This window comes from Kitasatospora sp. GAS1066B (genome assembly GCF_041262605.1).
Classification (GTDB): Bacteria; Actinomycetota; Actinomycetes; order Streptomycetales; family Streptomycetaceae; genus Kitasatospora.
Genome location: NZ_JBGCCO010000024.1, coordinates 23,345 through 35,763, shown reverse-complemented (window position 1 = coordinate 35,763; position 12,419 = coordinate 23,345). Strand labels below are relative to the sequence as shown.

Here is a 12,419-nt window from a genome sequence, read left to right as displayed (position 1 = left end):
CTGTTACGCCTGCCAGGCCTCGATCGGGTTGCCCAGCCAGCGGGTGTCCGCCGGGACCGACTCGGCCCCCATCACCAGCGAGGCCGGGCCCAGCGTGCTGCGCGCCCCGATGGTGCTGCCGGGCAGCACGATCCCGCCCGGGCCCAGGGTGGCGCCCTCGCGGAACACCACAGTATCCATGCGCATGATCCGGTCGTGGAAGAGGTGGGTCTGCAGCACGCAGCCCCGGTTGATGCTGACCCCGGCGCCGAGGGTGACCAGGTCGGCCTCCGGCAGCCAGTAGCTCTCGCACCACACGCCCCGCCCGATCCGGGCACCCAGGCCGCGCAGCCAGAGCGTCATCAGCGGGGTGCCGGGTACCGCGCCGATCAGCCACGGCACGGCCAGCACCTCCGTGAAGGTGTCGGCCAGCTCGTTGCGCCAGACGAACCCGCTCCACAGCGGGTGCTCGACCGCCTTGAACCGGCCGATCAGCAGCCACTTGGCGGCCAGCGAGACGACGCAGGCGACGGCGCCGGCGGCCAGCAGGACCAGGCCGGAGAGCAGCGCCGCGAGCAGCGGCGAGCCGGTCGCGGCCAGCGCGCAGAGCGCGGCGGCGGTCAGCAGGGCCAGCGCGGCCGAGCAGAGCACCGGAACCAGCCGGCAGACCTCGACCAGGCCGCGGGCCCAGAGCAGCCGGGTCGGCGGGTCGTAGGTCAGGCTCTGGTCGGCGACGTCGGCGGCGCGCGGCAGCTTCATCGGCGGCATGCCGAGGTAGGAGCTGCCCTTCTTGGCCTTCTTCGGGGTGGCCGAGAGCACCCCGACCAGGCCCCGGTCCGGCACCGCGCGCCCGGGCGCGGTCATCCCGGAGTTGCCGAGGAAAGCCCGGTCGCCGATCTCGGCCCGGCCGATCCGCAGCCAGCCGCCGCCCAGCTCGTAGGGCGCGATCAGGGTGTCGTCGGCCAGGAAGGCGCCGTCGCCGACCGTGGTCAGGCTGGGCAGCGCCAGCACCGTGGAGACCTCGGCATTGCGGCCGACCTTCATCCCGAGCAGACGCAGCCAGATCGGGGTGGCCAGACCCGCGTAGAGCGGGAAGAGCGTCTCGCGGGCCAGGTCCATCAGCTGGCTGACCGTCCAGGCCTGCCAGCCGACCCGGCCGTGCAGCGGGTGGTAGCCGGTGCGCAGGCCCAGGCTGAGCAGCCGGACGGCGGCCAGCACCAGCAGCGCGTACGTGGTGCCGTAGGCCAGCGTGGCCGGCACGACGGCGAGCAGGGCGCCGCGCAGCGCCGCGCCGAGCCCGTCGCCGGGAGCGACGAACTGGACGGCCACCAGCAGCGCGGGCGCGGCGGCCAGCGCGGGCAGCACGCTCAGCCCGAAGCCGGTCACGCCGTACAGCGCGGACCAGCGGCGCAGGTGCGGCGGCCGCTGCTTGGGCCAGCCGTGTTCGGCCTTGCCGAGCTTGACGGCGGGCGCGCCGGCCCAGCGCTGGCCGGTCGGGATCTGCCCGGTCACGCCCGAACCGGGCGCCACCTCGGAGCGCTTGCCGACCCGGGAGCCGGGGAACAGCGCGCTGCGGGTGCCGATCACCGCGCCGGCGCCGACCCGGAGCTGGCCGATCTCCAGCCGGTCGCCGTCCAGCCAGTAGCCGGACAGGTCGACCTCGGCCTCGATCGCGCAGCCCTTGCCGAGCCGCAGCATGCCGGTGACCGGCGGCAGCGAGTGCAGGTCCACGTCGTCGGCGATCCGCGCGCCGAGCGCCCGGCCGTAGCGGTTCAGCCAGGAACCGGACAGCTCGGTGGCGCCGCTGGCCTCGGCCAGCCGCTCGGCCGCCCACAGCCGCAGGTGCACGCTCCCGCCGCGCGGGTGGCTGCCGGGCCGCACGCCGCGCAGCAGCAGGCGGGCGCCGCCGGCCGCGATCGCGAGCCGGCCCGGCGCGCTGAACAGCAGCAGGCCCGCCGAGGCCAGCAGCCACCACGAGGCGGTCGGCGCCCAGGTGTAGGCGCCGAACCAGTGCAGCACGTTGCCGAGCGCCAGCAGCGCGGTCGTCCAGCGCAGCCCGACCAGGGTGAACAGCGGGAGCATCAGCAGCAGCTGGACCAGCTTGGCCCGGGTCGGGGTGGGCGCGATCTCGCGCCTGGCGCCCTCGCCCTGCGCCGAGCGCTCCAGGTGGCGGGCCAGCTTGCGCAGCACCGGCTGCTGGTAGATGTCCAGCACGGCGGCGGCGGGGTAGCGGGTGCGCAGCAGCGTGGTCAGCCGGGCGGCGGCCAGGCTGCCGCCGCCGATCGCGAAGAAGTCGTCCTGCGCGCTGGTCACCGGGATGCCGAGGATCTCGCTCCACTGCTCGGCCAGCCAGGCTTCGGTGCCGTACAACTGCTCGACCGGTCCGCTCGGCGCCAGCTCCAGCGGCCAGGGCAGCGCGTTGCGGTCCACCTTGCCCGAGGTGCGGGTGGGCAGCTCGGCGACCGGCGCGAGCAGCGGCACCAGGGCGGCCGGCAGCTCGGCGCGCAGCTTCGTCACGGCCGCCTCGTGGTCCCAGCCCTCCTGGGTCACCAGGTAGCCGACCAGCAGCTGGTTGCCGCCGCGCGCGGTCCGCACGGCCGCCGCCGCGCCCGCCACGCCGGGCAGCGCCTGCAGCGCGGCGTCCACCTCGCCCAGTTCGATCCGGCGCCCGCCGAGCTTGATCTGCTCGTCCGCGCGGCCCAGGAAGATCAGGCCCTCGGGCTCGGCCCGGACCAGGTCACCGCTGCGGTAGGCCCGCTCCCAGCCGAGCGAGGGCAGCGGCGCGTACTTCTCGGCGTCCTTGGCCGGGTCCAGGTAGCGGGCCAGGCCGACGCCGCCGATCACCAGCTGACCGCTGTCGCCCATCGCGACCGGGCGGTCCTGCTCGTCGACCACGGCCAGCTCCCAGCCGTCCAGCGGCAGGCCGATCCTCACCTGGCCCTCGCCGGTCAGCAGCGCGCCGCAGGCGACCACGGTGGCCTCGGTCGGGCCGTAGGTGTTCCACACCTCGCGGCCCTCGGTGACCAGCCGCTCGACCAGCTCGGGCGGGCAGGCCTCGCCACCGAAGATCAGCAGCCGGACGTCGCCCAGCGACTCGGCGGGCCAGAGCGCGGCCAGCGTCGGGACGGTGGAGACCACGGTGATGTCCTGCTCGGCCAGCCACGGGCCCAGGTCGGCGCCGCTGCGCACCTGCGAGCGCGGCACCGGCACCAGGCAGGCGCCGTAGCGCCAGGCCAGCCACATCTCCTCGCAGGAGGCGTCGAAGGCGACCGAGAGCCCGGCCATCACGCGGTCGCCGGGGCCGATCGGTTCCTCCTGGAGGAACATCGCGGCCTCGGCGTCCACGAAGGCGGCGGCGTTGCGGTGGGTGACGGCCACGCCCTTGGGCTTGCCGGTGGAGCCGGAGGTGAAGATGATCCACGCGTCGTGGTCCGGGGTGGGTCGCCCGGCGCTGCCGCTGCCCGGGCGCAGCACGGTCAGCTCGTGGCCGGCGCCGAGCACGGCGGTCACCTCGGCCTCGCCGAAGACCAGGTCGGCGCGCTCCTGCGGGTCCTCGGCGTCCACCGGCACGTAGGCCGCGCCGACCGCGAGGACGGCCAGGATCCCGATGTAGAGGTCGTTGGTGCCGGACGGGACGCGGATGCCCACCCGGTCGCCGAGCCCGACTCCGGCGGCGGCCAGCTTGCGGCGCAGCGCCTCGACCTCGGCGGCCAGCGCGCGGTAGCTGAGCTGGGTGCGCCCGTCGTCCAGCGCGGGCTCCTGGGGGTGCGCGTGCACGGCGGCGTCCAGCACGTCGACCAGCGTGCGGGCCACCGGGGCCGCGCCGGTGCCGAAGAGCGCGGGCACGGCGGGTGCCGGCACCTCGGGGGATTCGGGCACGCCAGAAGGCGTGGCCGGCCCCTGCCGGTCACCCTGTGTGCTGATCTGCGTCATGACAGCCATGCGATCCTCGTCCCTCGTCCCCCCACGGGGCCGCCACCGCACCGTCCCTGACCTGCGACGATTCGCGGCCCTTGGGCGGTCGGCCCCGACCCGGAGCACAACAACGTGATCGATGGTAGTCCGAGGTCGAGCTGAACCACGAGTGAACGAGAAGTGGCCTGGCGGCCAACTGGCCGGTTTCGGACGAAAACTGACTACTCATCAGCTTTTCTATTCGCGGCCTGCCAAGGGTCCTGACGGACCGTCAGTCGAATTGACGGTCCGTCAGGTGAAATCTGACGATGTGACTCAGGTAACAGAGCGTGGGCCGATCGGGCGCCTGCGTTGTGGCGTGGGCCTCATGCGGGGCGGGTTGGCGGCATCCGGTGGTGTCAGAAGTGGAAGACCGCATCCGTCTTGGTGTGCAGCCCGCACGGGTTGGCGAAGGCGTGCTGCCAGGCCACCGGCCGCCCCTGCCAGGCGCCTTGGGCGAAGGCGGTTACCGGCTGGTAGAGGTCGTTGCAGAGGACGCCGGGCCGCCCTTTCAGCAGGTCCAGGTCGCCGCCGGTGGGTTCGATCGCGGCGCAGGCGTCCTGCGGCTGCGGGTGGCTGCCGCCGGCCGGGTCGCAGTGCAGGTCGACGGCCCGGGCCGCGCCGGTGGTGTCGTCCTTGATGGTCAGTCGGAGGTAGGAGGCCGGGGCGGCGGGCTGGGCCTGGGCCGGCGTGGGCACGGTGAGGAAGGCGAGGGTGAGCGCGGCGAGTGCCGCGCGGATGCGCAGGGAGATCACGCCGACAGGGGTACCAGCGGGTCACGCGGCACGCCCAAGCCGTCACTCCATCGTGGGCGTGGCGGCTGCCGCGAAAGTCGACGGCGCGGCGGCGGTGGTCGCGTCGCCGGGCGCGGCGTCTCCCGGCGCGGCGGTCGTCGGTTCGGTGGCGGTCGGCTCGGTGGTGGTCGGGTCCCGCAGCGCCTCGGCCTCGGCGGCGGCCAGCAGGCGGTCCAGCAGCCCGGGGAAGAGCGCTGCCAGGTCCGCCTCGCGCAGCGTGCTCATCCGCGCGGTGCCGCGCCGCTGCTGACGGATCACGCCCGCCTCGCGCAGCACCCGGAAGTGGTGCGTGCTGGTCGACTTGCTGACCGGCAGGCCGAACGCGATGCAGGCCATCTCGGCATGACCGGCCGCCAGCTCGCGCGCGATCCGCAGGCGCAGCGGATCCGCCAGGGCGTGCAGCACCGCCGCCAGGCGGATCTGGTCGACCGGCGGCTCGGGCAGGCGGAGGCTGGTGTCTTCGGTCACGGCCCCAGTGTACGGCGTGGTACGGCAACAGTCGTACTTCGATGAGTTTCGTAGTACGGTGCTTCTCGTACCAATCGCCTAGCGCTCCGAGGAGCCTGCCGTGTCTGCCGTGTCTGCCTTGTTCGAGCCCATCACGCTGCGCGAACTGACCATCCCGAACCGGCTCTGGATGGCTCCGATGTGCATGTACTCGGCGGCCGGCGAAGGCCCGGACACCGGCGTGGCCACCGACTTCCACTTCACCCACCTGACCAGCCGGGCGGCCGGCGGCACCGGTCTGATCCTGGTCGAGGCGACCGCCGTCACCCCCGAGGGGCGGATCAGCCCCAACGACCTCGGCCTGTGGAACGAGCGCCAGCAGCACGGCCTGGTCCGGGTGGCCGCCGGGATCAAGAGCTACGGCGCGGTGGCCGGCATCCAGCTGGCGCACGCGGGCCGCAAGGCCTCCACGGACTCGCCGTGGGTCGGCGGCCGGCCGATCCCCGAGCGGGAGGGCGGCTGGCGCGCCGTCGGCCCGACCGCCGAGCCCTTCGGCGACCACCCGGACCCGGACGCGCTCACCGTCGCGCAGATCGGCGAGACCGTGCGGGCCTTCGCCGAAGCGGCGAAGCGGGCCCTGGCGGCCGGCTTCCAGGTGGTCGAGCTGCACGGTGCGCACGGCTACCTCATCCACTCCTTCCTCTCCCCGAACTCCAACCACCGCACCGACGCGTACGGCGGCTCGTTCGAGAACCGGACCCGCTTCGCCCTGGAGGTGGCCGCCGCCGTCCGCGCCGTCTGGCCCGCCGAGCTGCCGGTCTTCTTCCGCACCTCGGCCACCGACTGGCTGGCCGAGAACCCGCAGGACGAGCGCGCCGGCTGGACCGGTGAGGACACCGTCCGGCTCGCCAAGGAGCTGCAGGCCGTCGGGATCGACCTGCTGGACGTCTCCACCGGCGGTCTGGTGCCCGACGCCCGGATCCCGGCCGGCCCGGGCTTCCAGGTGCCGTTCGCCGAGCGGGTCCGCGAGGCCACCGGGCTGCCGGTCGCCGCGGTGGGCCTGATCACCGAGCCCGCGCAGGCGGAGCAGATCGTCGCCGAGGGGCGCGCGGACGCCGTCCTGCTCGGGCGCGAGCTGCTGCGCAACCCGTACTTCGCCCAGCACGCCGCGCGCGAGCTGTCGGCCGAGCGGCGCTGGCCGAGCCAGTACGCCAAGGCGATCGGCGACCGCGGCTGAGCCGTCGGCACGCCGAGCTTCCGTTCCGCCCGGCTCCCGCTCCGCCCGGCCCGCAGACGATTCAGCGAGCCGGGCGGCTGCCCGTCAGCGGCCGGTCACGGCCGGGGCCGCGCCGCCGCTGGGCGGCGATCTGACGCGAGATCACGATCTCCAGCAGGCACCAGACGATCCCGAACACCCCGATCCCGCTGACCAGCATCATCAGCGTCAGCGCCTTCTTCGCGTGCGCGAACGAGGCCAGCGTGGCGACCGTCAGGCCGACCAGCGTGAAGGCCAGGAAGACCACGGTGCGCACGGCGGCCGCGCGCACCTCGTCCGGCATCCGTCTGCGTGCAGCGGCCATCGGCGCGAACCCCCACAGGACTGAGCGGGGCGGACCCTCACGCCCCCCGCCCACTGCCTGCCCGCGCGCGCCGAGCGCAAACGCCGGGGCCCGCGTCCCGCCCCCCGACGCGCCCCCCGACGCGCTACCCCAGCTCGGCGGCCAGCTCCTGCATGGCTCCCGTCACGATGGTCCGCATCGCCTGCTCGGCCCGCTCCGGCGCCCCCGCGCAGATCGCCTCCGCCACCTCCCGGTGCAACTGCACCGCGTACGCGCGCGGCTGATGCGGCATCAGCTTGTGCTCGGTGCGCCCGGTCAGCACCGCGCCCACCGTGTCGCCCAGGTGCGCGAACATCTCGTTCCCGGAGGCGCGCAGCACGGTGGCGTGGAAGGCGATGTCGTGCCGGAGGAACGCGGTGAGGTCGGCGGCCCGCGCCGTGACGGTCAACTCCACGGCCAGAGAGCTCAGTTCACGGCAATCGTCCGGGCTCGCGTACTGCGCGGCGAGCGCCGCCGCCGCCGGCTCGACGGCCACCCGCAGCGAGCCGAGCGAGCGCAGCTGGGCCGGCCGGTCGGCGCCGGCCAGCCGCCAGCGGATCACCAGCGGATCGAAGACGTCCCAGTCGCGGCGGGGCTGCACGGTGATCCCGACCCGCCGCTTGGACGCCACCAGCCGCATCGACTCCAGGATCCGTACCGCCTCCCGCACCACCGTGCGGGACACCCCGAAGCGCGTCTCCAGCTCCTCGATCCGCAGCACCGCCCCCTCGGCGAGTTCCCCCGACGCGATGGCCGGTCCCAACTCGGCGAGCAGTTTGCCGGGCAGCCCCTGGATCTCCATCGGTCCAGCCTAGATGACCCGGCGCCGGCCTCTGACTGCCCCAAGCCCTAGTCGACAAGTATGACGATTTGATGTCGCCGTCTTGAATAAGTCATACCTTTGGCGCGATAGTGGCGTCACCGCAGCCGGTGGCCGCGGCCGGCAGCGAAGTGTCAGGAGCAGAACCCATGGCTCTCAGCGACGAGAACCACCGCGACGGCAACCAGTCGAGCCGTCCCCGCCCGCTCATCGTGGTGATGGGCGTCTCGGGCGTCGGCAAGACCACGGTCGCGCAGCTGCTCGCCGACCGCCTGGGCCTCCCGTACGCGGAGGCAGACGACTTCCACCCCGCCGCCAACATCGCCAAGATGACCGCCGGCATCCCGCTGGACGACGCCGACCGCGCCCCCTGGCTGCGCGCCCTGGCCGCGTGGTTGCACGAACGCGGCGAGGCCGGCAGCGGGGGAGTGGTCACCTGCTCCGCCCTCAAGCGCCGCTATCGCGACACCCTGCGGGCGGGCTGCCCGGCCGCCTTCTTCCTGCACCTGGACGGCGGCCGACGCCTGGTCGCCGGCCGACTCGCCCTGCGCACCGGCCACTTCATGCCGTCCTCGCTGCTCGACTCCCAGTACGCGCTGCTCGAACCGCTCCAGCCGGACGAGCACGGCGCGGTCCTGGAAGTCGGCTCGCACACCCCCCACGACCTCGTCGAGCTGGCCGTCACGCTGCTGCGGCCCGTCAATGGAGACCTCGATTGAACCCCCACCACCTCGCCGCAGCCCTTCCGCACGCCCACAGTGACGGGCGGCTGCTGCTCGCCACGCTGCTCAGCATCGGCGTCATCGTGCTGGCGATCAGCAAGCTGAAGCTGCACCCGTTCCTGGCGCTGACCGTCGGCTCCGGCCTGCTGGCGGCGCTCGCCGGCGCGCCGTTCGACCAGCTGACGACCAGTTTCGCCACCGGTTTCGGCGCCACCGTGACCAGCGTCGGCCTGCTGATCGGCCTGGGCGCGATGCTCGGCAAGCTGCTCGCCGACTCGGGCGGCGCGAACATCATCGCGGACACCGTGCTGGCCCGTTCCAGCAAGCGGCTGCTGCCCTGGGCGATGGCGCTGATCGCGGCGGTGCTGGGGCTGCCGCTCTTCTTCGAGATCGGCGTGGTGCTGCTGATCCCGATCGTGCTGCTGGTCGCCCGGCGCGGCAACATGAGCGTGATCCGAGTCGGCATACCGGCGCTGGCCGGTCTCTCGGTCCTGCACGGATTGATCCCGCCGCACCCCGGCCCGCTGGTCGCGGTCGACGCGCTGAAGGCGAACCTCGGCGTCACGCTGGCGCTGGGCCTGCTGATCGCGGTGCCCACCCTGATCATCGCCGGCCCGCTCTTCGCCCGGGTCGCCGAGCGCTGGGTCGGCCCGCTGACTGCGCCGCAGGTCGTCGCGGCCGAGCCCGAACGCTCCGGCCCGGCCCCGTCGTTCGGCGCGGTGCTCGCCACCATCCTGCTGCCGGTGGTGCTGATGCTCGCCAAGGCACTGGCGGACGTGGCGATCGACAACCCCAAGGACCACGCCCAGCGCATCCTCGACTTCATCGGCTCCCCGCTGATCGCCCTGCTGCTGGCCGTTCTGCTGGCGATGCTGACGCTGGGTCGGGCTGCCGGGTTCAGCAAGGCGCGGATCTCCGAGACCGTCGCGTCCTCGCTCGGCCCGATCGCCGGCATCGTCTTCATCGTCGGCGCGGGCGGCGGCTTCAAGCAGACCCTGGTCGACGTGGGCGTGGGCGACGCCGTCAGCCACTGGGCGGGCAAGCTGCACATCTCGGCGCTGCTGCTCGGCTGGCTGATCGCGGTCCTGATCCGGCTCGCCACCGGCTCGGCCACGGTGGCGACGATCACGGCAGCGGGCATCGTCGCGCCGCTGGCGGCGGGGATGAGCACCTCGCACACGGCGCTGCTGGTGCTGGCGGTGGGGGCGGGGTCGCTCTTCTTCTCGCACGTGAACGATGCGGGGTTCTGGCTGGTGAAGGAGTACTTCGGGATGAGCGTGGGGCAGACGCTGAAGAGCTGGTCGGTGATGGAGACGATCATCTCGGTGGTGGCGATCGCGCTGATCCTGCCACTGAGCCTGATCATCTGACGATTGACGACCCGAAGGTACGCGGCCGCTCAGCCCAGCTGAGCGGCCGTCCGCGCGTCCAGGTCCGCCGGGCGGATCCGCACCTGGTGCATGGAGCCCGCAAACCTGAACAGCAGTGCCCAGACCCCATCACGCTTGAAGCCCTCAACCGCCAGAAGTTCCGCGTCGGGACTCGTCAACATGCACTCCAGCCAGATGCGCTCGAATCTGCTCAGTGGCAGCACCTTCACGGACTCCCAGGCAGCGGCCAGCGCATCCGGCACCCGCGCGAACGTCGCGGGCTCCGTGATGCCGGTCAGCTCCACTGTCACCGGCTCGTAGGCCGCCGCGAACCGTGTCTCGCCGCTCACCACGCCACTTCTCCAGGACGCTTCGGGTGATTCTGATGAACCCCGGCCGACGCGCGTCAACCGCCACCCCGTTCCGCCACCACGATCGCCCATACGATCTTGCCGAAGCCGTACGGCCGGGAGCCGAACCCCCACTCTTGCGCCAGCGCCACGACCACACGCAGTCCTCGCCCGTGCTCCTCCAGCGCGTCAACCTCCCGCACAACAGGGCGCACCCTGCTGGCGTCATGGACGTCCATCCGCAGCCGCGCGGCGTTCACGTCCAGCCGAACTAACACCCGCTCCCCGCGCCGCGACCCGTGCTTGACCGCGTTCGACACCAACTCCGTCACGATCAGCGCGCCCGCCTCGGTGAACCGCTCACCGCCCTCGGTCCGCCGCAGCAGCCCGAGGAGCCGCGCCCGCGCCTGCGTTGCCGAACTGTCGCTGCGCAGCAGCCAGAACGCGCTGACCCCGTCCAACACGGCCGGTCTCCCTGCGAGATCGGTACCGGAGATAGCCACACCTGTTCCCTCCACATCGGCCACCAGGCATCAGGTCCGTCTATGCCTGCGCCAAGAACGTTCCTCTGTGGGAGTTGGAAGTTCTTCCCCGGCGAGGGGGTACCCATGGTGGGTACACTCGCGGTCAGCAGCTCGCCACAGAACGTCATTTCAGCTCGCGGGGTCACGGATGACTGCCCAGGTCTCACCGGCAACACTGCCGGCACACGTACTGGAGCGCGCGGACATGCGCGCAGCTCTGGCAGCGCACGACTTCGGTGCCGTCTTCTCGCTGGCTCGCAAGTGGGCTGGCATCAGCTACTCGAAGATCGCCGAGTCCTGTGACATCAAGCCCGAGCGGGTTGGGAAGCTCGCGCGGGGTGACGGCAGCATCACCACCTACGACAAGATCACGCAGATCGCCGACGCCCTCCGCGTGCCCGGGCATCTGATCGGGCTCGCCCCTCGTCCATGGGAACCGGCCCTACCACCCCATCCAGCGCCAGCGATTCCCCTCGGATACTCTCTGGGTCTCACCCGCACCGCCCCTGCCTGACCGCTGGAGAAGTCGAGCAGGCCGCTGTGGTGACCAGCCGAGCACTGGAGCTTTCCATCGGCGTGGCGTCCATCCGCCCCCGCCAACGGATCAACTCCGTCATCCGGCGGCTCGAAGCGCACGCCGAGAATCCGGCAGTGGCCGAAGCCTTGGAAATGGCCCGAGGATGATCTGACTCAGCCGTTCTCCTTGTCGCTCGTGGCCTCGCGAAGCCAGCTCAGGCACGCCTGCGAGCCGGCCACGATCGGAACCGCCACGATCTCCGGGTTGTCCCAGGGGTGCTTCTCCAGCAGATGGGCCTCGAGCAGTGGGTACCTCTCGGCGCTCGTCTTGAGGAGCAACTGCCACTCCTCCCCTGTGCCGAACTCACCCAAGTGCCAGAATGCGGAACCCACCGGCCCGATGATCTGAGCACTGCCCGCGAACCGAGCCCGCACCGCAGATCGGGCCAGCGCCTCGGCCTCCTCACGAGTCGCCGTCGCGGTGGACACCTGGAGGTAGTCAGCCATGTCCTCGATGGTAGCCCTACCGATCTTCGCCCCGTCAACCCTCCACGCCCGCACTCCACTTGCGTCACCGGGCGTGCGAGTACGCGGCCTTGGAGAGCAGCGGTCAGGAGGACATGCACGGAGGCGAGTTGGCGGTATCCATCCTGCTGCACGGCGCGCCGGAGCTGGTCCGCGGCGGAGTCGCTCACGATGACCGCGTGGCAACCGACCGGCCGCACCTGCTGACTCTGGGCATGGCCGGCTACACCCGGAACGGCATCGTCGGACGGCCGTCACTGGGCACGGCAGCCAAGGGCAAGGCGATCCTTGACAGCCTCTCTCCCACTCAGACCTTCGGGGCGGTGTGCGCAAACGGCTGGCCTGCTGCCGGCTGCCCGGCTGGCTGCGGCGGCCTGGGAGCGGACAGTGCTCCGGCGAGCAGGAGCCCGAACCCGACCAGCTGGAACGGGAGGACGATCACGGTCAGCACGTTCGACACCATGAGGGGCCCGAGGCCGCGGATCAGGCTGCCGGACCACAGCGCCGGGCCGAACGTGGACAGGATCGGCTCCGGCAGCATGACCAGGCACCCCGCGAAGGCCAGGCGGGCGTTGCGCCCCCTGCGGCGGATGGCCAGGGCAGCCACGACGGCTCCCACCAGGGGCGCAAGGGTCTTGATGGCGAAGAGGAGCAGGCCGGTGAGGCCAGCGGCGAGCTGGTCGGTCAAGAGACTCCGTCCGGGGAATGTGTGCACGGGAAGCGCGTGCAGCGTGCAGATACCTGGGCCGGCGCAGGCGCGTACAGCTGACTACCGACAGGTGGCAGCCCGGGGCCGGCGGCCTGCAGGGATCTGCTGGGT

The 12,419-nt window shown here is 72.5% G+C and carries 12 protein-coding genes and 2 pseudogenes; 5 read left to right on the top strand and 9 right to left on the bottom strand.

Going from position 1 to position 12,419, the window contains the following annotated elements; translation table 11 throughout:
• Window positions 1-3: 3 nt before the first annotated feature.
• The 3 genes and pseudogenes from ABH937_RS25385 to ABH937_RS25375 form a co-directional block, all read right to left on the bottom strand.
• Entirely contained in the window at window positions 4-3,921 is a 3,918-nt protein-coding gene (locus tag ABH937_RS25385; protein ID WP_370219572.1) for a Pls/PosA family non-ribosomal peptide synthetase, read from the bottom strand.
• Window positions 3,922-4,292: 371 nt separating this feature from the next.
• Window positions 4,293-4,688: an SSI family serine proteinase inhibitor gene (locus ABH937_RS25380; RefSeq protein ID WP_370219571.1), complete on the bottom strand. Its 396-nt coding sequence runs from the start codon at window positions 4,686-4,688 to the stop codon at window positions 4,293-4,295.
• A 174-nt stretch (window positions 4,689-4,862) separates the two neighbouring features.
• Window positions 4,863-5,195, bottom strand: a pseudogene (locus tag ABH937_RS25375) (ArsR/SmtB family transcription factor); the annotation flags it as partial.
• 109 nt (window positions 5,196-5,304) lie between these two features.
• On the opposite strand from ABH937_RS25375, the gene ABH937_RS25370 reads away from it, so the two are divergent.
• On the top strand, window positions 5,305-6,411 hold the full coding sequence (locus ABH937_RS25370) for an NADH:flavin oxidoreductase/NADH oxidase (RefSeq protein WP_370219649.1): 1,107 nt from the start codon (window positions 5,305-5,307) through the stop codon (window positions 6,409-6,411).
• 61 nt (window positions 6,412-6,472) lie between these two features.
• Here ABH937_RS25370 and ABH937_RS25365 read toward each other — a convergent pair whose 3' ends face one another.
• Together ABH937_RS25365 and ABH937_RS25360 are read right to left on the bottom strand one after the other, a co-directional pair.
• Window positions 6,473-6,754, bottom strand: coding sequence for a hypothetical protein (locus tag ABH937_RS25365; RefSeq protein WP_280694490.1), 282 nt, complete (start codon window positions 6,752-6,754; stop codon window positions 6,473-6,475).
• Window positions 6,755-6,878: 124 nt separating this feature from the next.
• Window positions 6,879-7,574 carry a FadR/GntR family transcriptional regulator gene (locus ABH937_RS25360; protein ID WP_280694489.1) on the bottom strand — a complete coding sequence of 232 codons (696 nt, stop codon included), beginning with the start codon at window positions 7,572-7,574 and terminating at the stop codon, window positions 6,879-6,881.
• 167 nt (window positions 7,575-7,741) lie between these two features.
• Between ABH937_RS25360 and ABH937_RS25355 the strand changes: the two genes are divergently transcribed.
• Both ABH937_RS25355 and ABH937_RS25350 read left to right on the top strand, forming a co-directional pair.
• Window positions 7,742-8,311, top strand: a complete 570-nt coding sequence (locus tag ABH937_RS25355) for a gluconokinase (RefSeq protein WP_370219570.1) — start codon at window positions 7,742-7,744, stop codon at window positions 8,309-8,311.
• Window positions 8,308-9,684: a gluconate:H+ symporter gene (locus tag ABH937_RS25350; RefSeq protein ID WP_280694487.1), complete on the top strand. Its 1,377-nt coding sequence runs from the start codon at window positions 8,308-8,310 to the stop codon at window positions 9,682-9,684. The genes ABH937_RS25355 and ABH937_RS25350 overlap by 4 nt, the downstream gene beginning before the upstream one ends.
• Before the next feature lie 29 nt (window positions 9,685-9,713).
• On the opposite strand, the gene ABH937_RS25345 is transcribed toward ABH937_RS25350, so the two are convergent.
• Both ABH937_RS25345 and ABH937_RS25340 read right to left on the bottom strand, forming a co-directional pair.
• Window positions 9,714-10,037 (bottom strand): hypothetical protein, encoded by a 324-nt coding sequence (locus ABH937_RS25345; RefSeq protein ID WP_370219569.1) that lies wholly within the window; start codon window positions 10,035-10,037, stop codon window positions 9,714-9,716.
• Window positions 10,038-10,090: 53 nt separating this feature from the next.
• Complete coding sequence (locus tag ABH937_RS25340; RefSeq protein WP_370219568.1) at window positions 10,091-10,561, bottom strand: ATP-binding protein; 471 nt, start codon at window positions 10,559-10,561, stop codon at window positions 10,091-10,093.
• A gap of 202 nt (window positions 10,562-10,763) precedes the next feature.
• On the opposite strand from ABH937_RS25340, the gene ABH937_RS25335 reads away from it, so the two are divergent.
• On the top strand, window positions 10,764-11,072 hold the full coding sequence (locus ABH937_RS25335) for a helix-turn-helix transcriptional regulator (protein ID WP_280694484.1): 309 nt from the start codon (window positions 10,764-10,766) through the stop codon (window positions 11,070-11,072).
• 176 nt (window positions 11,073-11,248) lie between these two features.
• On the opposite strand, the gene cutA is transcribed toward ABH937_RS25335, so the two are convergent.
• Entirely contained in the window at window positions 11,249-11,581 is a 333-nt protein-coding gene (cutA, locus tag ABH937_RS25330) for a divalent-cation tolerance protein CutA (protein WP_280694483.1), read from the bottom strand.
• 59 nt (window positions 11,582-11,640) lie between these two features.
• Here cutA and ABH937_RS25325 point away from each other — a divergent pair.
• Window positions 11,641-11,886: pseudogene (locus ABH937_RS25325) on the top strand (creatininase family protein); the annotation flags it as partial.
• Window positions 11,887-11,906: 20 nt separating this feature from the next.
• Here the strand turns inward: ABH937_RS25325 and ABH937_RS25320 are convergent.
• Complete coding sequence (locus tag ABH937_RS25320; RefSeq protein ID WP_280694513.1) at window positions 11,907-12,287, bottom strand: hypothetical protein; 381 nt, start codon at window positions 12,285-12,287, stop codon at window positions 11,907-11,909.
• Window positions 12,288-12,419: the final 132 nt, after the last annotated feature.

Excerpts from the sequence above, each read along its gene's own strand:
- ABH937_RS25385 (WP_370219572.1), bottom strand. The coding sequence starts at position 3,921 with ATGGCTGTCATGACGCAGATCAGCACACAGGGTGACCGGCAGGGGCCG.
- ABH937_RS25365 (WP_280694490.1), bottom strand. The coding sequence starts at position 6,754 with ATGGCCGCTGCACGCAGACGGATGCCGGACGAGGTGCGCGCGGCCGCC.
- ABH937_RS25360 (WP_280694489.1), bottom strand. The coding sequence starts at position 7,574 with ATGGAGATCCAGGGGCTGCCCGGCAAACTGCTCGCCGAGTTGGGACCG.
- ABH937_RS25355 (WP_370219570.1), top strand. The coding sequence starts at position 7,742 with ATGGCTCTCAGCGACGAGAACCACCGCGACGGCAACCAGTCGAGCCGT.
- ABH937_RS25335 (WP_280694484.1), top strand. The coding sequence starts at position 10,764 with ATGCGCGCAGCTCTGGCAGCGCACGACTTCGGTGCCGTCTTCTCGCTG.
- cutA (WP_280694483.1), bottom strand. The coding sequence starts at position 11,581 with ATGGCTGACTACCTCCAGGTGTCCACCGCGACGGCGACTCGTGAGGAG.